This is a genomic window from Pseudomonas delhiensis (genome assembly GCF_900187975.1).
Taxonomy (GTDB): domain Bacteria; phylum Pseudomonadota; class Gammaproteobacteria; order Pseudomonadales; family Pseudomonadaceae; genus Pseudomonas; species Pseudomonas delhiensis.
This window is the reverse complement of the sequence record NZ_FZPC01000026.1, coordinates 15748-34066: the sequence shown is the minus strand read 5'-3', so window position 1 is coordinate 34066 and position 18319 is coordinate 15748. Positions and strand designations below refer to the sequence as shown.

The following is an 18319-nucleotide window of genomic DNA, read 5'->3' as shown; positions in this document are numbered from 1 at the left end:
ATGTCATTCCCTGTAGGAGCGCGCCCTGCGCGCGAATCGCGGGCAGGGCGCGCTCCTACATTCGCTGGGAATGCCGTATTTCTCCTATAGGAGCGGACTCCGTCCAGGGGCGCTCAACGCCCGCGGATCAGCCGCCAGGCCAGCGCGCCCAGCACCCCGCCGGCCAGCGGCGCGACCCAGAACGCCCACAGCTGCTGCAGCGCCCAGGGATCGGTGAAGGGGGCCACGCCCAGGCTGCGCGCGGGGTTCACCGAGGTGTTGCTGACCGGGATGCTGACCAGGTGGATCAGCGTCAGGGCCAGGCCGATGGCCAGCGGCGCGAAGCCGGCCGGGGCGTCGCGGTCGGTGGCGCCCATGATGATGAACAGGAAGACCGCGCTCATCAGCACCTCGCACAGCAGCACCGCCTGCAGGCTGTAGCCGCCCGGCGAGTGCTCGGCGTAGCCGTTGGCGGCGAAGCCCTTGAGCGGGTCGAAGCCGGCGGCGCCGCTGGCGATGCAGTAGAGCGCAGCGCCCGCCAGCAGGCCGCCGGCCACCTGGGCCAGCACGTAGGGCAGCAGTTGATGGGCGGGGAAGCGGCCGCCGACGCACAGCCCCAGGCTCACCGCCGGGTTGAAGTGGCCGCCGGAGACCGGCCCCACGGCGTAGGCCATGGTCACCACGGTCAGGCCGAAGGCCAGCGATACGCCGAGCAGGCCGATGCCGACATTGCCGAATTGCGCGGCCAGCACGGCGCTGCCGCAGCCGCCGAAGACCAGCCAGAACGTGCCGACGAGTTCGGCACCGAGTTTGCGAAACATGTTTCCCTCCCAGGAATCGGCGTGGCGCCGGGATTGGGCGACGCCGCGGGCTGGCATGCTAGGGAGGACGGGCGGGGATGGCTTTAGGAGAGGTCCTAAAAAGCCCTGGAACCAGGCTGTAGCGATCAGATAGTACACCTCGGGCCGGCGGCCAGACAGGCCGCCGGCCCAGGCTTTCACACCTGCGCGCCCAACTGCTCGGCGCGCTTGAGCCACGCCTGGCGCTGCTCTTCGCTGGCGCCGCGCATGGGGCTGAACTCCTCCAGGTGGCGGGTGGCGATGCCGCACGGGCCGAGGATGCAGCGCACCATCTGGCGGTGCGCCGGGGCGCCCTGGCGCAGGCGGTAGCGCCAGTGCGTCTGGTCGTGGGTCACCAGCAGGTCGGCGCTGCGCCCGCCCAGCAGCGGTTCCCACTCGCGGTCCTGCGGGGTGCGGTAGCGGAAGGCGAAGCCGGGCAGGAACACCCGGTCGAAGAAGCCCTGCAGCAGCGCCGGCAGGCCGCCCCACCAGATCGGGTAGACGAACGCCAGGTGCTGGGCCCAGTGCACCTGGCGCTGGGCCTCGAGCAGGTCCGGCTCCAGGTCCTGGCTGCGCTCGTAGCCGCCGCGCAGCACCGGGTCGAAGCGCAGTTCGCCGAGTTTCAGGGTGCGCACCACGTGGTCGCGGCTGCGCGCGCCGTGCTGGTAGGCGTCGGCCAGGGCATGGCAGAAGCCGTCGGCCTTGGGCGTGCCGAGGATCACCAGGATGCGCTTGCCGTCGCCCTCCAGGGGCGTGGCGCCGGATTTGCCGGATTCAACCATGCTGCCCGGCCTCCAGCATGTCCTGCGGGCGGACCCATTCGTCGAACTGCTGGTCGGTCAGGTAGCCCAGCGCCAGCGCCGCCTCGCGCAGCGAGGTGCCTTCCTTGTAGGCCTTCTTGGCGATCTCCGCGGCCTTGTCGTAGCCGATGTGGGTGTTCAGCGCGGTGACCAGCATCAGGCCGCGCTCCAGGTGCTCGGCCATGCGTTCGGCGTCCGGCTGCAGGCCGGCGATGCAGTGGCTGTTGAAGTTGCGGCAGCCGTCGGCCAGCAGGCGGATGGACTCCAGCAGGTTGTGGATGATCACCGGCTTGAACACGTTCAGCTGCAGGTGGCCCTGGCTGGCGGCGAAGCTGAGGGCGGCGTCGTTGCCCATGACCTGGCAGGCCAGCATCGACAGCGCCTCGCACTGCGTCGGGTTGACCTTGCCGGGCATGATCGAGCTGCCCGGCTCGTTGGCCGGCAGGCGCACCTCGGCGATGCCCGCGCGCGGGCCGGAGCCCAGCAGGCGCAGGTCGTTGGCGATCTTCATCAGCGCCACGGCGAGGGTCTTCAGGGCGCCGGCGAGGGTCACCAGCGGCTCGTGGCCGGCGAGGGCGGCGAACTTGTTCGGCGCCGAGACGAAAGGCAGGCCGGTGAGGCTGGCCAGCTCGGCGGCGATGTCCTCGGCGAAGCCCGCCGGGGCGTTCAGCCCGGTGCCCACCGCGGTGCCGCCCTGGGCCAGTTCGTAGACCGCCGGCAGCGTGGCGCGGATGGCGCGCTCGGCGTAGTCGAGCTGGGCGACGAAGGCCGACAGCTCCTGACCGAAGGTGATGGGCGTGGCGTCCATCAGGTGGGTGCGCCCGGTCTTCACCAGGTCGGCGTGGCGCGCCGACTGCGCGGCGATGCCGCCGACCAGCTCGGCGATGGCCGGCAGCAGGTCCTCGTGCACGGCGCGGGCGGCGGCCAGGTGCATGGCGGTGGGGAAGCTGTCGTTGGAGCTCTGCGCGCGGTTGACGTGGTCGTTGGGGTGCACCGGGGCCTTGCCGCCACGGGCGTTGCCGGCCAGTTCGTTGGCGCGGCCGGCGATCACCTCGTTGACGTTCATGTTGCTCTGGGTGCCGCTGCCGGTCTGCCAGACCACCAGGGGGAACTGGTCGTCGTGCTGGCCGGCGAGGATCTCGTCGGCGGCCTGTTCGATCAACTGGCCGATCTCCGCCGGCAGCTCGCCCAGGCGCACGTTGATGCGCGCGGCGGCCTTCTTGATCAGCGCCAGGCCATACACCACGGCCAGCGGCATGCGCTGCCCGCCGATGGCGAAGTTCTCCAGCGAGCGCTGCGTCTGCGCGCCCCAGTAGGCCTGCTCGTCGACCTCGATGGGCCCCAGGCTGTCGGTTTCGGTCCGTTTCATGAAGGCGTCCTCCCACAATGGTCTGAGGGAGTTTAGGCCTTGTACCGGGGTTCGGGTTCCGCGCTGCGTCAATGGCGCCGATAGCTTGCCGGCGGGCCTACCAGCGGGCGTGGGTGGCGCCTATCCAGCCCAGGGCGCGCTTGACCGGCACCTGCTCGCCGGCGGCGCTGCGCAGGAAGCCGTCGTAGTGGCCGAACCACTGGCTGGTGTGGGCGTAGAGCAGGCCCAGGCGCGGCGAGGCCTCGTGCAGCTTGAGCGGGGTGAAGGCGAGGTCCACCCGCTGGTCTTGCGTGGTCAGGCGCCAGGGGGCGAGCGGGTCGTTGGGCTCCTGGCGGATGTCCACCTCGCCGCGCAGGCGCTGCAACTCGCCGCCGAACCACAGGGCGTTCTCCTTGTGCTCGCTGTGGTCGGTCCAGCCCGAGCCGAAGTTGCCGGCGATGCCGCCGGGGGCGGCGAAGGCGGCGCGCGTCCAGAAGCTGCGGAAGGGCCAGACGCCGCGGCCGAAGTCCAGCGCGGCGAAGCTCTGCCCGGCCTGGGCCTGGTAGGTCTCGTCGCCCAGCTGCAGGGTGCCGGTGAAGGGCAGGCCCATCTGCCGGCTGCAGGCGTGGAAATGGTTGCCGCCCATGGGCACCACCAGGTTGACCGAGTCCAGGTGCGCCGGACGCTGCACGTCCAGCGCCAGGGACAGCGGCAGGCCGCCCAGGTCGCTGGCGTCGGCGTGGATGCGCAGGCGCGCGCCCTGGTCGTCGAAGCCCAGGTTGAGGCGCTCGTGGTGGAAGGCATGGCTCTGGTTGGGGTGGTCGGGCAGCTCGCAGCGCAGGCCCAGCGGGCAGATTTGCGTGCGGGCGTAGGCCTTGCCGGTGTCCAGGTCGAGGAAGTAGAGGGCGCCGTAGCCGAGGTAGTCGAGGTCGGCGATGGTCAGCGAGAGCATCCAGCCGGGGCTGATCAGGCACCAGTGGTTCCAGCGCTTGCGCCGGCCGCGCTGGCCGGGCAGGGCGCAGTCCAGCAGCGGCCGCGAAGACCAGCCGATGGCGCCCGGGTCCAGGTGGCCCCGTGCATCGCACAGCATCGGTAGGGCGGGAGGCAGCGTGAGGCGGGCCTGGGAGGTCATCGAACACGTCCATGTGACAATCTGACCCAGCATGCCGATTCGCCGCTGGCAGGACAAGAGCGGGCCGCAACTTTCAGCCATTTCTGCCATCGGGCTGGCATAAACGCCGTTGCTCGACTCCCGCTTGAGGGCATTCCGAACTTAGGCGCAGAATGGCGGGTCCCAAGGGACACACCAGACAGACTCAAGGACTGCCCATGACCGCCCTTCGCAAGCTTTGCACCGCCGCACTCCTCGTTGGTTTCAGCTCCATGGCCCTGGCCGATTCGGCCGCCGAGGCCGAGAAGTTCCTCAAGCAGGTCCACGCCGACAAGCTCACGGTGCCGGTCTACGCCCAGGTGCAGCAGATGTTCGCCCAGCACTTCGCCCAGTCGAAGGCGCCGGACAGCAAGAAGGCGGTGCTCGACCGCTACCAGGCCAAGGCCAACGCCGAGCTGGACCGCGCGGTGGGCTGGAACAAGATCAAGCCGGAGCTGGTCAAGCTCTACTCCGACAACTTCACCGAGTCCGAGCTCAAGCAGCTGAACGACTTCTATGCCTCGCCGCTGGGCCAGAAGGTCCTGCAGAAGATGCCGCGCCTGACCGCGCAGTCCGCCCAACTGACCCAGGCCAAGCTGCAGACCGCCGTCGACCCGGTGAACAAGCTGCTGGCCGACATGGACAAGGAACTGGGCGTGAAGGCCCCGGCCAAGAAGTGACGGAAACCGCGACATGAGCATGCAGGAACGTATCCAGTCCGCCCTGGCCGCCGGCCTCGAACCGCAGCACCTGCAGGTGCTGGACGAGAGCCACATGCACAGCCGCGGCCAGGAAACGCACTACAAGGCGGTGATCGTCAGCCCGGCGTTCGCCGGGCTGAATTCGGTCAAGCGGCACCAGAAGGTCTACGCCACCCTCGGCGAGCTGATGGGCCAGTTCCACGCCCTCGCGCTGCACACCTACACCCCCGAGGAATGGGCCGAGCAGGGCGCCGCGCCCGACTCGCCGACCTGCCGCGGCGGCAGCAAGCACGACCACTGACGCTGCCCGCGGCTTGCGGTAGAATGCGCCAACGCCGGCAACCGATGCCGGCGTTGTCTTTTCCGACCCGGTCCGCCCTTTACGCGGGCGACCACTGGAGGATGTACCCCATGACCCGCTCCATCGTCGTGGCGGCGCTGTACAAGTTCGTTTCCCTGCCGGACTACGTCGCGCTGCGCGAACCCCTGCTGCAGACCCTGCTGGACAACGGCATCAAGGGCACCCTGCTGCTCGCCGAGGAAGGCATCAACGGCACCGTGTCCGGCACCCGCGAGGGCATCGATGGCCTGCTCGCCTGGCTGCGCGGCGACCCGCGCCTGGCCGACGTCGACCACAAGGAGTCCTACTGCGACGAGCAGCCGTTCTACCGCACCAAGGTCAAGCTGAAGAAAGAGATCGTCACCCTGGGCGTGCCCGGCGTCGACCCCAACCGCCGCGTCGGCACCTACGTCGAGCCGCAGGACTGGAACGCCCTGATCAGCGACCCCGAAGTGCTGCTGATCGACACCCGCAACGACTACGAGGTGGCCATCGGCACCTTCGAGGGCGCCGTCGACCCGCGCACCAAGTCGTTCCGCGACTTCCCCGAATACGTGAAGACCCACTACGACCCGGCCAAGCACAAGAAGGTCGCCATGTTCTGCACCGGCGGCATCCGCTGCGAGAAGGCCTCCAGCTACATGCTCGGCGAGGGCTTCGAGGAGGTCTTCCACCTCAAGGGCGGCATCCTCAAGTACCTGGAGGAAGTGCCCGAGGCGCAGAGCCTGTGGCGCGGCGACTGCTTCGTGTTCGACAACCGGGTGACCGTGCGCCACGACCTCTCCGAGGGCGACTACGACCAGTGCCACGCCTGCCGCAACCCGATCTCCAGCGAGGACCGCGCCAGCGAGCACTACGCGCCGGGCATCAGCTGCCCGCACTGCTGGGACTCGCTGCCGGAGAAGACCCGCGCCAGCGCCCGCGAGCGGCAGAAGCAGATCGAGCTGGCCAGGCTGCGCAACCAGCCCCACCCCATCGGCCGCGACCCGCGGCAGGTCGCCCTGGAGGACTGACCCGTGGCCAACGCCCGCCTGCTCTACGTGATGGACCCCATGTGCTCCTGGTGCTGGGGCTTCGCCCCGGTGGCCCAGGCGCTGATCGAGCAGGCGGGCGCCGCCGGCGTGCCCCTGGCCCTGGTCATGGGCGGGCTGCGCACCGGCCACGGCGCGGCGCTGGAGCCGGCCACCCGGCGCTACATCCTCGAGCACTGGCAGGCGGTGCACCTGGCCACCGGCCAGCCGTTCCGCTTCGAGGGCGCGCTGCCCGAAGGCTTCGTCTACGACACCGAGCCGGCCTGCCGCGCGGTGGTCGCCGCCCGGCACCTGGACGAGGCCGCCGCTTGGGCGCTGGTCAAGGCCATCCAGCAGGCCTTCTACGTCGACGGCCGTGACGTCACCGAGGCCGCCACCCTGGCGCAGCTGGCCGAAGGCGCCGGCCTGCCGCGCATCGAGTTCGCCGAGCTGTTCGACAGCCAGGAGAACCACCTGGCGACCCAGGCCGACTTCTCCTGGGCCCGCGACCTGGGCATCGCCGGCTTCCCCACGCTGCTGGCCGAGCGCAACGGCCAGTTGGCCCTGCTGACCAACGGCTACCAGCCGCTGGAGGAGCTGGCGCCGATGCTGGAGCGCTGGCTGGAGCGCGGCCGCCAGGGCTGACGCCTGGTGATGGGTATCGCTTCGCTCAACACCATCCTACGGGCATGGTGCCTGCCGGAGAATGTAGGAGCGAGCTTGCTCGCGAACGGCACTCCCCGGCGGCAACGACACACCGGCGACCCCGCGTCCTCACCCCAGCCCTCTCCCGCAAGCGGGAGAGGGGGCCGTCCGGCGTGGCCTGATCGCTCGGCGACATCCTGAATCCGTATCGCTGCGCTTCGCGTTCGCGAACGGAATTGCCCTGCGGCAACGGCACGCCCACCACCGACGAAGTGCGGCACTGTCGCCCGTCGGCTGACCGACGGCTCTGGCGCAGGGGTTGGCGGCCGCGGAGGCGGCGGCCGCCGGTATCTTGTCGGACAATTTTGCGATTTTCCTCGGTGCGGGCCCTGTACCCCCGCCTTGTGGAATGGCTACCATGCACTAAGAGTAAGGAGGGGCCGTTGCGCTCCAGTCCGGCTACGGCGGGCTGCCGCAGCGGTAGGGACTCGAAAGGAATCCGACAATATCCATGGGTGCAACTGGGCAGAGCCGCATTCGCCATGATTCCCGGCTGTGGAAGCTGGTATGGCCGTTCATCGCCGTGGTCCTGCTGCAGGGATTGCTCGGCGTAGGCAGCCTTTACCTGATTTCGGGCGTGCGCGCCTACGTCGGCGGCGAAAGCCTCTGGTCCAAGGGCCAGAAAGACGCCATCCATTACCTGCAGCGCTACGGCGAGACGCGTGACGCCGACGACTACCGGCGCTACCGGGAAGCCATCGCCATTCCCCTCGGCGACCGCCTGCTGCGCACCGCCCTGGACAGCCCGCAGCCGGACTACGAACTGGCGCGCAAGGGCATCCTGGCCGGCGGCAACCATCCCGACGACGTCGACGCCATCATCTGGCTCTACCGCTACTTCCACGGCTTCAGCTACTTCAGCGAGGCGGTGCGCCACTGGAAGGAAGGCGACCGCTACCTCGACCAGCTCGAAGCCATCGCCCAGGAGATGCACCAGCGCATCCAGGCCGGCCAGGTCGGTCCCGGCGACATCAGCTACTGGGACCAGCGCATCCAGGCCATCAACGAAGGCGTGACCCCCGCCTCCATGGCCTTCAGCGCCGCGCTCGCCCAGGGTTCGCGGATGGTGATGCGCCTGCTGCTGGCGGCCAACATCGCCAGCGGCCTGGCCCTGATCCTCCTGGCGGCCTGGCGCACGCGCAAGCTGCTGCTGGCCCAGCGCGCCTTCCAGAACGCCCTGGACAGCGAGCGCGAGAGGGCCCAGACGACCCTGGCGGCGATCGGCGACGCGGTCATCACCATCGACGAGAACGCCAACATCGCCTACCTCAACCCGGCCGCCGAACGCATGATCGGCTGGGACAGCGAAATGGCCCTGGGCCTGCCGCTGAAGTCGCTGCTGCGCATGCTCGACGAGGCCTCCGAGGAAGAGGACCTGGCGCTGGTCGGGCAGGTCCTGCGCGGCGAGGTGGAGGCCGGCAGCGAAGTCAGCAAGCTGCTGCAGCGCCTGGACGGCAGCGGCGTGGTGGTGACCCTGGTGGGCACGCCGATCCGCGTCGACGGCCGCATCGTCGGCGCGGCGCTGGTGCTGCACGACATGACCCGCGAGCGGCAGTACATGGAAAGCCTGTCCTGGCAGGCCACCCACGACTCCCTGACCGGCCTGAGCAACCGCCGCGAGTTCGAATACCGCCTGGAGCAGGCGCTGGAGCGCTCGGCGCAGCGCAACGACCGCCACAGCCTGATGTACCTCGACCTGGACCAGTTCAAGCTGGTCAACGACACCTGCGGGCACGCCGCCGGCGACGAACTGCTGCGCCAGACCTGCAGCATCCTCGAGGGCTGCCTGCGCGAAGGCGACACCCTGGCGCGCCTGGGCGGCGACGAGTTCGGCGTATTGCTGGAGAACTGCTCGCCGGAGGTCGCCGAGCAGGTCGCCGAGAACCTCCGCCAGGGCGTCGAGGGTCTGCACTTCATCTGGGACCGGCGGCCCTTCAACATCACCGTCAGCATTGGCGTGGTGCACGTCTCGGCCATGCTGGTGTCGGTGGAGGAGGCGCTGCGCTGCGCCGACATGGCCTGCTACCTGGCCAAGGAAAAGGGCCGCAACCGCGCCCAGGTGTTCAGCCCGGACGACAGCGAGCTGTCCATGCGCTTCGGCGAGATGGCCTGGGTCCAGCGCATCCGCCAGGCCCTGGACGAGGATCGCTTCCGCCTGTTCGCGCAGCCCATCCGGGCGGTCGACCCGCAGGCCGAGGAAGGCTTGCACGTCGAGCTGCTGCTGCGCGTGCTGGACGAGAACGGCCGTCTGGTGCCGCCGAACGACTTCATCCCGGCGGCCGAACGCTATGGCCTGATGCCGCTGATCGACCGCTGGGTGGCCAACCGCGCCTTCGAGATCCTCGCCGAACGCCGCGAGGCCGGCTGCGAGCCGATCGCCACCTGCGCCATCAACCTGTCCGGGGCCACCATCGGCGACGCCAGCTTCATCCAGATGCTCCGCGAGCTGCAGCCGACCTACGGCCTGGCGCCGGAGAACATCTGCTTCGAGGTCACCGAGACCAGCGCCATCGCCAACCTGGTCAGCGCCACCCAGTTCATCCACGAACTCAAGGCCATGGGCTACCGCTTCTCCCTCGACGACTTCTGCGCCGGCATGTCCTCCTTCGTCTACCTCAAGCACCTGCCGGTGGACTACCTGAAGATCGACGGCAGCTTCATCAAGGACATGCTCGAGGACCCCATCGACCGCGCCATGGTCCAGGTGATCAACCAGATCGGCCACGTCATGGGCAAGCGCACGGTGGCGGAGTTCGTCGAGTCTAAGGAAATCCTCGACGTGCTGCGGGAAATCGGTATCGATTATGCCCAGGGCTACGCCGTGGGCCGCCCGCAGCCGTTCAGCCGCCACTATTCCGGGCAGGCGGAGCCGGCCCTGGCGGAGCCGGACACGACCTCCGGACGGTGACAGCCGGCAGGTTGTCATCTAGGCTGGCGGTCGATTTCATCGATGCACAGGGATGGGCAAGCATGAACGAAGCATTTCTCCGCGTCGGGCCCCTGAAGGACCTGACCAGCTACCCGCAGTGGGCACAGGACCTGGTGGCCGCCTGCGAAGGCGCCCGCCGCGCGGTGTCCGGGCACGAGTTCTACCGGCGCCTGCGCGACGGCCAGGTGTCCGCCGCGAGCATGCGCACCTACCTCATCGGCGGATGGCCGGTGGTCGAGCAGTTCCCCCTGTACATGTCGCAGAACCTGCTGAAGACGCGTTTCGGCCGCTCCCCCGGCGAGGACATGGCGCGGCGCTGGCTGATGCGCAACATCCGCGTCGAGCTGAACCATGCCGACCACTGGCTGCGCTGGGCCGAAGCCTATGGCGTGGGCCTGGCGGCGCTGCGCGCGCAGGACGTGCCCGAGGCGCTGCATGCCCTCGGCCACTGGTGCTGGCACAGCAGCGCCTCGGACGACCTGGCGGTGGCCATGGCGGCCACCAACTACGCGGTGGAAGGGGTGACCGGCGACTGGTCGGCGCTGGTCTGCTCCAGCGATGCCTACGAGCAGACGCTGCCGGCGGAACTGCGCAAGAGCGCGATGAAGTGGCTGCGCCTGCACGCCCACTATGACGACGACCACCCCTGGGAGGCCCTGGAGATCATCTGCACCCTGTGCGGCCAGGAAGTCTCCGCCGAGCGCTGGGATGCGCTGCGCGCGGCCGTCTGCAAGAGCTTCCGCTACATGGAGCTGTTCCTGGACCATTGCCTGGCCCGGGAACTGGCCGGCGGCACGCGCCGCCCGCAGGTGCGCGTGGCCGGCTGAAGCCCGCCTCAGGGCAGCAGGATGTGCTTGTCGCTGCTGCCCTCGTTCACCTCGCGGTAGCGCTGCAGGCCCTCGGCCAGCGGCGATTCGCGCAGTTCCCCGGGCAGCGGCAGGCTGCCCTCGTCGAACCCGCGGCCGAATTGCTCGAGCATGCGGGCGCAGGCCACGCTGTCGTACAGCAGCGAATTGACCCCCACCAGCGTTCCCCCGCGGCGGTACAGCGCCAGCGCCGGCAACTGCACGTGGCCGTCCGCCGGCGCGGCGATGATGGCGATGCGGCCGAAGGTGGCCAGGGCGGCGACCGACGCCGGCAGCCAGAAGCCGGTGGTGTCGAAGATCACCTCGGCGCCGCCGGGGAACACCGCGTCGACCTGCCCGGCCAGGCTTTCCGGCTGCTCCAGCACCAGGCTGGCGATGCCGCGGGCCTGCAGCGCGGCGGCCTGCCCGGCGCGGCGCACCCCGGCCAGCACCTCGGCGCCGCGGGCGCGGGCCAGGTCCAGCGCGGCCGAGCCGACCGCGCCGGCGCCGATCACCAGCAACCGGGTGCCGGCCTTCACGCCGCTGCGCTCCAGGGCATCCCAGGCCGTGGTGTAGGGCACCCCGCAACTGGCGGCCTGGGCGAAGCCCAGGCGCTTGGGCATCAACGCCACGCCGCGCGCCGGCAGGGCCAGCAGGCCGGCATGGCTGCCGTCGCGGAGGAAACCGAGTTCCTTGCCGGTGCCCCACACGGCCTGGCCAAGCAGCGCCTGCGGGCCCTTGACCACGACGCCGGCGAAGTCGCGGCCGGGCACGCGGGGCAGGGTGGTGTAGGGGAAGCGCCCGAGCACGTTCTTCACGTCGCTGGGGTTGAGGCCGGCGGCGCGCACCTCCACCAGCACCTCGTCGGCGGCGGGAACGGGGTCGGCCAGTTCGACCCGCTGGAGGGCATCGAGGTCGCCGGTACGGGCGAATTGCAGGGCTTGCATGGGAGTCTCCGTCGGAAGGGGATCAGTGGAACCAGCGCAACACCAGCTCGCGGCCGACCGGCAGCAGGCTCTCGCCCAGCTGCATGCCGAGCAGGCCGACCAGCGCCACCAGCGGCGGCGCCGGCGAGCGGAAGTCGAGCAGGTTGTAGAGCACGCCGACGGCGACGCCGATGGCCAGCGAGATCAGGTAGTTCATGGGGCCTCCGGGATGTTCGGCTGGGTGGAGGCAGTCTAGGGCGGGTGGCGGAGGGGGATCGGTCAAGGACTTCGGAATTTCGGACAGGTTGCGCCACCCATGCATCCGTGGCGATGGGGTTGCCGGTGCCTGTAGGAGCGGGCCCTGCCCGCGATGGCCGGAGGTATCGGCGCGATTCGCGGACAAGATCCGCTCCTACATTGCAGGCGAGCATGGCTTCTCGTAGGAGCGAGCTTGCTCGCGAACACACTCCGCTGCGGGCCCATTCGCGAGCAAGCTCGCTCCTACGAAGAGCACCCCGGCACGGCCTGCAAGACAGTTGCTCCTTGCCCCATCCGCGCCATTCTCCTGTAGGAGCGCGCCCTGCGCGCGAATCGCGGGCAGGGCCCGCTCCTACGGGAAGTGCCGGGGCGCGTAGGGCGAATAACGCGAAGCGTTATCCGCCGATCGGACCAGGTCCCGCCGCCCACGCCGAAGGCACCACCCCCAGCTCGCGGCGGAACATCTCGCTGAACGCCCCCGGTGTGTAGCCCAGCTCGTGGGCGATGCGGTTCACCGGGGTGCCGGCGGCCAGGGCGGCCACCGCGGTGGCCAGCTGCACCTGGCGGCGCCAGGCGGCGAAGCCCATGCCCAGGCTGCGCTGGAACAGGCGGGCGAGGGTGCGCACGCTGGCGCCGACGTCGGCGGCGTGCCGTTCCACGGGGATTTCCGCGCTGGGGGTGGCCATCACCGCCCGGCACAGGGCGAGCAGGCGGCGGTCGTCGTCTTCCGGCAGGGGGATGCGCGGCAGGCTGCTGCGGGCGCGGCGCAGCTCCAGCACGCAGAGGTCGGAGAGGGCGCGGTAGTACTCGGCGTCGGGCTGTTGTTCCTGTTCCACCAGGCGCAGGATCAGCTCGCGCAGCAGGGTGTCCACCTCGAACACCTGCACGCGCTCCTCCAGCACCCCGGCCAGGCTCGGGCGCAGGTAGATGTTGCGCATCTGCAGCTCGCTGACCACGCGGATGCCGTGGGGCACCCCGGGCGGCAGCCAGACCGCCCGTTGCGGCGGCAGCAGCAGGGCTTCCTGCGGGGTTTCCAGCCACATCAGCCCGGACATGGCGTAGAGCACCTGGCCCCACTCGTGCTCGTGGGGCTCGATGTACAGCCCGCGCGGGTAGCTGCGCGCCAGGCCGCGCAGGGGCACCTGGGTATCGCTGAGGTCGGGCGGGGCGGCGCGGGCCATGGCTCACCGGAAACGAAGGTCGATGCCGCGCATGGTAGCGGCGCCGCCGGCGCCTTGCATCTGCCCTGGAAAGCTGGCGAACCGTGGTGTAACGAAGGCTTTACGCGGGCGCCGACGCGATGCGCGGTCCGCCATGGCTGTAACGAAAAGCTGCCGGCCGAGGTGGTCGCGGGGCGCTTTCCCACAAGGGCTTCGGACTTGTTCCCATTGGCCGCAGCGGCTGATATGGCGCCAGCCCAGCGCCCGGCGGCAATTCGCCGCGGCGCGATGAGCCTTGCATGCCGCGCGGCCACGAACCGCGGGGTCCCATCCGTCACAGATAACAACAAAAGGTGACGCAATGACGCGTGATACCCAGCACGCAGGCCAGTTGCAGCGCGGCCTGAAGAATCGCCACATCCAGCTGATCGCCCTCGGCGGCGCCATCGGCACCGGCCTGTTCCTCGGCTCGGCCGGGGTGCTCAAGTCGGCCGGGCCGTCGATGCTGCTCGGCTACGCCATCGCCGGGCTGATCGCCTTCCTGATCATGCGCCAGCTCGGCGAGATGATCGTCGAGGAACCGGTGGCCGGCTCCTTCAGCCACTTCGCCCACAAGTACTGGGGCGGTTTCGCCGGCTTCCTCTCCGGCTGGAACTGCTGGGTGCTGTACATCCTGGTCGGCATGTCCGAGCTCACCGCGGTGGGCAAGTACGTGCACTACTGGTGGCCGGACGTGCCCACCTGGGCCAGCGCCGCGGTGTTCTTCGTGCTGGTGAACCTCATCAACCTGGCCAACGTCAAGCTGTTCGGCGAGGCCGAGTTCTGGTTCGCGATGATCAAGGTCAGCGCCGTGGTCGGCATGATCCTGCTCGGCTGCTGGCTGCTGTTCTCCGGCCACGGAGGCGAGCAGGCGAGCGTGAGCAACCTGTGGAGCCACGGCGGCTTCTTCCCCAACGGCGCCAGCGGGCTGGTGATGGCCATGGCCTTCATCATGTTCTCCTTCGGCGGCCTGGAAATGCTCGGTTTCACCGCCGCCGAGGCCGACCAGCCGAAGACGGTGATCCCCAGGGCGATCAACCAGGTGCTCTGGCGCATCCTGATCTTCTACGTCGGCGCCCTGGCCGTGCTGCTCGCGCTGACGCCCTGGGACAGCCTGCTGCAGAGCATCAGCGCGGCCGGCGACGACTACAGCGGCAGCCCCTTCGTGAAGGTCTTCGCGCTGCTGGGCAGCGACACCGCCGCGCACATCCTCAACTTCGTGGTGCTCACCGCGGCGCTGTCGGTCTACAACAGCGGCACCTACTGCAACGGCCGCATGCTGGTCGGCCTGGCCGAGCAGGGCGACGCGCCCCGCGCCCTGGCGCAGGTGGACAAGCGCGGCGTGCCGGTACGCGCGCTGCTGGTGTCGGCGCTGGTGACCTTCCTCGCGGTGGTGGTCAACTACGTGATCCCGCACCAGGCGCTGGAGCTGCTGATGTCGCTGGTGGTGGCGGCGCTGGTGATCAACTGGGCGATGATCAGCTACGCGCACCTGAAGTTCCGCCAGCGCATGGACCGCGACGGCGTGCGCACCGCCTTCCGCGCCATCTTCTACCCCTACGGCAACTGGCTGTGCCTGGCCTTCGTGCTGTTCATCCTCGGGGTGATGGCGCTGATCCCGGGCATCCAGGTCTCGGTGTACGTGATCCCGCTGTGGCTGCTGGTGATGTTCGCCTGCTACCGCCTCAACCGTTCGCGCGCCGCGCAGCCGGCACTGGCCCTGGCGGAGTGAAGGCCCGCCGCGCGCCCGACTTTTCGCCGGGGCGCGCGGCGTTGCCGCCGGCGGCGAACCTTGGCTAGAGTGTCCGGGCCATTTTTCGTCAGAGGGACACCCATGAAAAAAGCATTCTGGCTGCTGGCCGCCGCCGTTCCCGTGCTGCTGGTCGCCTGTGGCGGCGAGGAGAAGAAGGCGCCGCCGGTGGACGCGCTGGTCCTGCCCGGCGACGCCAAGCTGGATTCGCGCAGCGTCGACTACAAGTGCGACGACGGCCGCAAGTTCAGCGTCCAGTACCTGAACAAGGGCGACAACCACCTGGCGGTGGTGCCGGTCAGCGACAGCTCCAGCCTGGTGTTCGCCAACGTCATCTCCGCCTCCGGCGCCAGGTACGCCGCCGGCCAGTACGTGTGGTGGACCAAGGGCGAGGAAGCCACCCTGTACAAGGACTGGAAGGGCGGCGAGCCCGCCGACGGGGTTTCCTGCAAGGAGCGCTGAGTTCGCTCCTACGCAGCCCGAGTCGTGCCATTCCCCTGTAGGAGCGCGCCCTGCGCGCGATTCGCGGGCAGGGCCCGCTCCTACAGTTCCAGGGAAGCACGGTTTGTAGGAGCGGACTCCGTCCGCGATCACCCCGCCAACCGCTCAGGGCCAACCGGCGGCACGAACTTCAGAAACTGAACTCCAGGTTCACCGTCGGCGTCGAGGTGCGGCTGCCGGTGCCGCCGTCCACGCCGAACTTGTTGTGCCAGTACTCGTAGCCCACGCCGAGCCAGAGGTTCGGCTGGCGCCTGGCGCCCGGCAGGGCCGCCACCATCAGCGAGGTGCGCACCAGCGTCTCGGCGGCGGTGTCCTTGTCGTTGTAGTCCTCGCCCTTCTCGCCGACGTGGTTGAGGAAACCCTGGAACTTGGCCATGCGCTCGCCCAGCTGGAAGGGTTTCAGCCAGGTCAGGTTGACCATGTAGGTGCCGTCGAAGGTGTGGTCCGGGTGGCGCGCGCCGGGCACGCCGAAGTGGTTCTTCTCGCGGTAGTACATCAGGCTCAGGTCGAGCACCCCGGCGCCGTTGAACTTCACCGTGGGGCCGATCACCAGGGCGCGCTTCTTCGCCGAGGCCAGGTTGTTGTTGCGGCTGGCGTCGAAGCCGAAGGTGAGCGCGTGGTCCTTCACCAGGCCCTTGCCCAGCGGCAGGTCGAACACCCGCGAGGCGTACAGCTGGTGGCGGTACACCGCGTAGACCTCGCTGCCGCCGTGGTCGGTGCCCTTGCGCGGGTCGCGGCTGTCGGAGAGGAACACGTCCAGGTGGAAGAAGTTGCTGCCGTAGCGGTAGCCGTCGGCGTGGCTGAAGCTGTAGATGCGCTTGGCGAACTTGTCCGGGTTGTTCGGGTTGGTGAACTGCTGGCCGTAGCGGAAGCCCAGCGTGTTGCTGGTCCACTCGAAGAAGCGGTCGTCGTCGGCGACGGCCGCATCCAGGGGGAGGCCGGCCAGCAGCGCGGCGCTCAGGGCGATACGGCTGCCGCTGCTCAGGCGGCGGGACGTACGCGGATGGTGGCGGACGGCGCTGGGCGCCGGCACGGATGATACCGGGCGGAACATGCTGCACCTCGATCTTGTTGTTGTTATGGGGCCGGCTGCCGCGTGACTGCCCGCGGCCGGACAGGGACGGTTCTAAAGGTCTGTTGGATTCATTGCAAGAGATTTTTGTATACACAAGTGTATTCAAAAATTGATCCGCGAGTCAGGAATCGGCCTTGCGCCGCGCTGGCCCGCGTTCTGTGCCGGCCCGGGATTGCGCGTTATGCTGTGCTTTCCTTTCGCCCGAATCCCCCGCCATGCTCGTCATCTCCAACACCGTGCAACTGCCCGACGCCGAAATCGAGCTGAGCGCCATCCGCGCCCAGGGCGCTGGCGGGCAGAACGTCAACAAGGTGTCCAGCGCGGTGCACCTGCGCTTCGATATCCGCGCCTCGTCGCTGCCGGATTTCTACAAGGAACGCCTGCTGGCGCTGAGCGACCAGCGCATCAGCGGCGACGGCGTGGTGGTGATCAAGGCCCAGCAGTACCGCACCCAGGAACAGAACCGCGAGGACGCGCTGGAGCGCCTGGCCGAGCTGATCCGCTCGGTGGCCAAGGTGCAGAAGAAGCGCAAGCCGACGCGCCCGACCCTCGGCTCCAAGACCCGCCGCCTGGAAGGCAAGAGCAAGCGCGGGGCGATCAAGGCCGGGCGCGGCAAGGTGGATTACTGAAGGGGCCACCGCGCTTCGTAGGCGCGAGCTTGTTCGCGAACGGACTATGGGCGGTCTAGCGCGAATCTTCCACCGCGGCGGCCCAGGCCCGCAGGGCGTTGCGGGCGGCGAGGGCGATCTGTTCGTCGCTGCGCCCGGCGAACTGGCGCTCCACCGCGTCGGCGGCGATCAGCCCGGCGACCGTCGGCGTGCCCACGGCATCGGTGAGGTCCAGCCATTCGCCCCAGCTCGCCGGGCTGTCGTACCAGCGCAGGTAGCCCGAGGGTGAACGCGGCCACCAGCGCCGTTCGAACTGCAGCACCACCTTCTCCAGGCGGCCCATGCCCAGGTGGGCCAGGGCCTCCTGCTGCGCCGCCGGCAGCGCCGGGGTGAAACGCAGCGTCTTGAGCACGCCCAGCGGCACGCTGCAGATGCAGAAGTCGCCCCGCTCGTCGTTCACCCGGACCTGCTCGCCCGACCAGTCGATGTGCGTCACCGGCTGGCCCAGGCGGATGTCCAGGCCCTGCGCCAGGTGCTCGATGAGCTGGCCGTAGCCGCCGGGCAGGAAGCGGTCGCCATTGCCCACGCCATCCTCGTCCAGGGCGTCTGCCGACAGTTGCGCCAGCGGCAGGCAGGCTTCGAGGATCAGGTTGGCGTCGATGGCGAAGCGCGTGGCGCGGGCCTGCGCGCTGTCCAGGCCGGCCAGGTAGCGCTCGATGCCCTCGGCCAGCGGCAGTTGCCGGTCCAGCCCGCTGCGCAGGGCCTGCCAGGCCGCGTCTATGTCCGGCAGCGGGCCATCGCTGGCGGCGGCCAGCGGCTTGGCGAAGTCGGTTTCCACCAGCCTCAGCCCCAGGCGCAGGGCTTCGCCGGCCAGGGCGTTGTCGGCGAACTGCTGCAGCCAGGCGGCGCCGACGTCCAGGGTCACCGCGCCCAGGCGGATGCTGTGGGTGCGCCCGCCGATGCGCTTACGGGCTTCCAGCACCACGCAGTCGACGCCTTGCCCGCGCAGGCGCCGCGCGGCGGCCAGGCCGGCGCATCCGGCGCCGATGACGATCACCCGGCGGGCACCCGCGCCCAGGGCCAGTTTGGCGGCGCGCAAACCATCGTCCCAGGCGCCGTGGGTCATGGCTGGCGCCCGCGGGTTGCAGGCTTCGCCGGCGAGTACCAGGCGCCCGGCCAGGCAGGCGCCGAGGGTGGCGCGGTGCGCCGGCGTGCCGCCGGGCAGCAGGACGCTGTAGGCGCCGAGGCTGAAGGGGTCGTCGCTCCAGTGGGTGACGTGCCAGGCGGTGGGCTGGTGCATGGGGCTGTCCTTGGCCGGTTCGTAGGGCTTCCGATCCTGAACCCCCTGCGCCGTAC

The 18319-nt window shown here is 69.6% G+C and carries 18 protein-coding genes; 9 read left to right on the top strand and 9 right to left on the bottom strand.

The genetic code is table 11. From position 1 onward, the window contains the following. Positions 1-113 precede the first annotated feature (113 nt). The 4 genes from aqpZ to CHC02_RS22270 form a co-directional block, all read right to left on the bottom strand. On the bottom strand, positions 114-800 hold the full coding sequence (gene aqpZ, locus CHC02_RS22285) for an aquaporin Z (protein WP_089393589.1): 687 nt from the start codon (positions 798-800) through the stop codon (positions 114-116). 176 nt (positions 801-976) lie between these two features. Beyond that, positions 977-1600 carry an NAD(P)H-dependent oxidoreductase gene (locus CHC02_RS22280; RefSeq protein WP_089393588.1) on the bottom strand — a complete coding sequence of 208 codons (624 nt, stop codon included), beginning with the start codon at positions 1598-1600 and terminating at the stop codon, positions 977-979. Next, positions 1593-2987, bottom strand: a complete 1395-nt coding sequence (locus CHC02_RS22275) for a class II fumarate hydratase (RefSeq protein WP_089393587.1) — start codon at positions 2985-2987, stop codon at positions 1593-1595. The genes CHC02_RS22280 and CHC02_RS22275 overlap by 8 nt, the downstream gene beginning before the upstream one ends. Before the next feature lie 97 nt (positions 2988-3084). Then, positions 3085-4098 (bottom strand): DUF2804 domain-containing protein, encoded by a 1014-nt coding sequence (locus CHC02_RS22270; RefSeq protein WP_089393586.1) that lies wholly within the window; start codon positions 4096-4098, stop codon positions 3085-3087. 152 nt (positions 4099-4250) lie between these two features. On the opposite strand from CHC02_RS22270, the gene CHC02_RS22265 reads away from it, so the two are divergent. From CHC02_RS22265 to CHC02_RS22240, 6 genes are all read left to right on the top strand, one after another. Further along, positions 4251-4796, top strand: coding sequence for a DUF2059 domain-containing protein (locus CHC02_RS22265; protein ID WP_089393585.1), 546 nt, complete (start codon positions 4251-4253; stop codon positions 4794-4796). Between the two features lie 13 nt (positions 4797-4809). Continuing rightward, positions 4810-5118 carry a BolA family protein gene (locus tag CHC02_RS22260; protein WP_089393584.1) on the top strand — a complete coding sequence of 103 codons (309 nt, stop codon included), beginning with the start codon at positions 4810-4812 and terminating at the stop codon, positions 5116-5118. A 110-nt stretch (positions 5119-5228) separates the two neighbouring features. After that, positions 5229-6170, top strand: a complete 942-nt coding sequence (gene trhO / locus CHC02_RS22255; protein ID WP_089393583.1) for an oxygen-dependent tRNA uridine(34) hydroxylase TrhO — start codon at positions 5229-5231, stop codon at positions 6168-6170. 39 nt (positions 6171-6209) lie between these two features. After that, on the top strand, positions 6210-6812 hold the full coding sequence (locus CHC02_RS22250; RefSeq protein WP_167364819.1) for a DsbA family protein: 603 nt from the start codon (positions 6210-6212) through the stop codon (positions 6810-6812). A 511-nt stretch (positions 6813-7323) separates the two neighbouring features. After that, the gene (locus CHC02_RS22245; RefSeq protein WP_089393582.1) at positions 7324-9780 is read left to right on the top strand and encodes an EAL domain-containing protein; all 2457 of its coding nucleotides are present in this window, start codon (positions 7324-7326) and stop codon (positions 9778-9780) included. A 62-nt stretch (positions 9781-9842) separates the two neighbouring features. Continuing rightward, positions 9843-10628: an iron-containing redox enzyme family protein gene (locus CHC02_RS22240; RefSeq protein ID WP_089393581.1), complete on the top strand. Its 786-nt coding sequence runs from the start codon at positions 9843-9845 to the stop codon at positions 10626-10628. 8 nt (positions 10629-10636) lie between these two features. Here CHC02_RS22240 and CHC02_RS22235 read toward each other — a convergent pair whose 3' ends face one another. The 3 genes from CHC02_RS22235 to CHC02_RS22225 form a co-directional block, all read right to left on the bottom strand. Continuing rightward, complete coding sequence (locus CHC02_RS22235; protein WP_089393580.1) at positions 10637-11593, bottom strand: quinone oxidoreductase family protein; 957 nt, start codon at positions 11591-11593, stop codon at positions 10637-10639. A gap of 22 nt (positions 11594-11615) precedes the next feature. Then, entirely contained in the window at positions 11616-11789 is a 174-nt protein-coding gene (locus tag CHC02_RS22230; RefSeq protein ID WP_074977117.1) for a DUF1427 family protein, read from the bottom strand. A 436-nt stretch (positions 11790-12225) separates the two neighbouring features. Then, positions 12226-13011, bottom strand: coding sequence for an AraC family transcriptional regulator (locus CHC02_RS22225; RefSeq protein WP_089393579.1), 786 nt, complete (start codon positions 13009-13011; stop codon positions 12226-12228). Between the two features lie 340 nt (positions 13012-13351). Here CHC02_RS22225 and CHC02_RS22220 point away from each other — a divergent pair, with 340 nt between their 5' ends. Both CHC02_RS22220 and CHC02_RS22215 read left to right on the top strand, forming a co-directional pair. Further along, complete coding sequence (locus tag CHC02_RS22220) at positions 13352-14761, top strand: amino acid permease (RefSeq protein WP_089393578.1); 1410 nt, start codon at positions 13352-13354, stop codon at positions 14759-14761. A 102-nt stretch (positions 14762-14863) separates the two neighbouring features. Continuing rightward, complete coding sequence (locus tag CHC02_RS22215) at positions 14864-15241, top strand: MliC family protein (protein ID WP_089393577.1); 378 nt, start codon at positions 14864-14866, stop codon at positions 15239-15241. Positions 15242-15410: 169 nt separating this feature from the next. On the opposite strand, the gene CHC02_RS22210 is transcribed toward CHC02_RS22215, so the two are convergent. Beyond that, positions 15411-16334 carry a nucleoside-binding protein gene (locus CHC02_RS22210; protein ID WP_089393576.1) on the bottom strand — a complete coding sequence of 308 codons (924 nt, stop codon included), beginning with the start codon at positions 16332-16334 and terminating at the stop codon, positions 15411-15413. 236 nt (positions 16335-16570) lie between these two features. Here CHC02_RS22210 and arfB point away from each other — a divergent pair, with 236 nt between their 5' ends. Further along, positions 16571-16984: an alternative ribosome rescue aminoacyl-tRNA hydrolase ArfB gene (arfB, locus tag CHC02_RS22205; protein WP_089393575.1), complete on the top strand. Its 414-nt coding sequence runs from the start codon at positions 16571-16573 to the stop codon at positions 16982-16984. A gap of 55 nt (positions 16985-17039) precedes the next feature. Here arfB and CHC02_RS22200 read toward each other — a convergent pair whose 3' ends face one another. Further along, positions 17040-18263, bottom strand: a complete 1224-nt coding sequence (locus CHC02_RS22200) for a flavin monoamine oxidase family protein (protein ID WP_089393574.1) — start codon at positions 18261-18263, stop codon at positions 17040-17042. Positions 18264-18319: the final 56 nt, after the last annotated feature.

What these genes read in the sequence shown, in the direction of transcription:
- aqpZ (WP_089393589.1), bottom strand. Translation starts at nt 800, where the DNA reads ATGTTTCGCAAACTCGGTGCCGAACTCGTCGGCACGTTCTGGCTGGTC.
- CHC02_RS22280 (WP_089393588.1), bottom strand. Translation starts at nt 1,600, where the DNA reads ATGGTTGAATCCGGCAAATCCGGCGCCACGCCCCTGGAGGGCGACGGC.
- CHC02_RS22275 (WP_089393587.1), bottom strand. Translation starts at nt 2,987, where the DNA reads ATGAAACGGACCGAAACCGACAGCCTGGGGCCCATCGAGGTCGACGAG.
- CHC02_RS22270 (WP_089393586.1), bottom strand. Translation starts at nt 4,098, where the DNA reads ATGACCTCCCAGGCCCGCCTCACGCTGCCTCCCGCCCTACCGATGCTG.
- CHC02_RS22265 (WP_089393585.1), top strand. Translation starts at nt 4,251, where the DNA reads ATGGCGGGTCCCAAGGGACACACCAGACAGACTCAAGGACTGCCCATG.
- CHC02_RS22260 (WP_089393584.1), top strand. Translation starts at nt 4,810, where the DNA reads ATGAGCATGCAGGAACGTATCCAGTCCGCCCTGGCCGCCGGCCTCGAA.
- trhO (WP_089393583.1), top strand. Translation starts at nt 5,229, where the DNA reads ATGACCCGCTCCATCGTCGTGGCGGCGCTGTACAAGTTCGTTTCCCTG.
- CHC02_RS22250 (WP_167364819.1), top strand. Translation starts at nt 6,210, where the DNA reads ATGTGCTCCTGGTGCTGGGGCTTCGCCCCGGTGGCCCAGGCGCTGATC.
- CHC02_RS22245 (WP_089393582.1), top strand. Translation starts at nt 7,324, where the DNA reads ATGGGTGCAACTGGGCAGAGCCGCATTCGCCATGATTCCCGGCTGTGG.
- CHC02_RS22240 (WP_089393581.1), top strand. Translation starts at nt 9,843, where the DNA reads ATGAACGAAGCATTTCTCCGCGTCGGGCCCCTGAAGGACCTGACCAGC.
- CHC02_RS22235 (WP_089393580.1), bottom strand. Translation starts at nt 11,593, where the DNA reads ATGCAAGCCCTGCAATTCGCCCGTACCGGCGACCTCGATGCCCTCCAG.
- CHC02_RS22230 (WP_074977117.1), bottom strand. Translation starts at nt 11,789, where the DNA reads ATGAACTACCTGATCTCGCTGGCCATCGGCGTCGCCGTCGGCGTGCTC.
- CHC02_RS22225 (WP_089393579.1), bottom strand. Translation starts at nt 13,011, where the DNA reads ATGGCCCGCGCCGCCCCGCCCGACCTCAGCGATACCCAGGTGCCCCTG.
- CHC02_RS22220 (WP_089393578.1), top strand. Translation starts at nt 13,352, where the DNA reads ATGACGCGTGATACCCAGCACGCAGGCCAGTTGCAGCGCGGCCTGAAG.
- CHC02_RS22215 (WP_089393577.1), top strand. Translation starts at nt 14,864, where the DNA reads ATGAAAAAAGCATTCTGGCTGCTGGCCGCCGCCGTTCCCGTGCTGCTG.
- CHC02_RS22210 (WP_089393576.1), bottom strand. Translation starts at nt 16,334, where the DNA reads ATGTTCCGCCCGGTATCATCCGTGCCGGCGCCCAGCGCCGTCCGCCAC.
- arfB (WP_089393575.1), top strand. Translation starts at nt 16,571, where the DNA reads ATGCTCGTCATCTCCAACACCGTGCAACTGCCCGACGCCGAAATCGAG.
- CHC02_RS22200 (WP_089393574.1), bottom strand. Translation starts at nt 18,263, where the DNA reads ATGCACCAGCCCACCGCCTGGCACGTCACCCACTGGAGCGACGACCCC.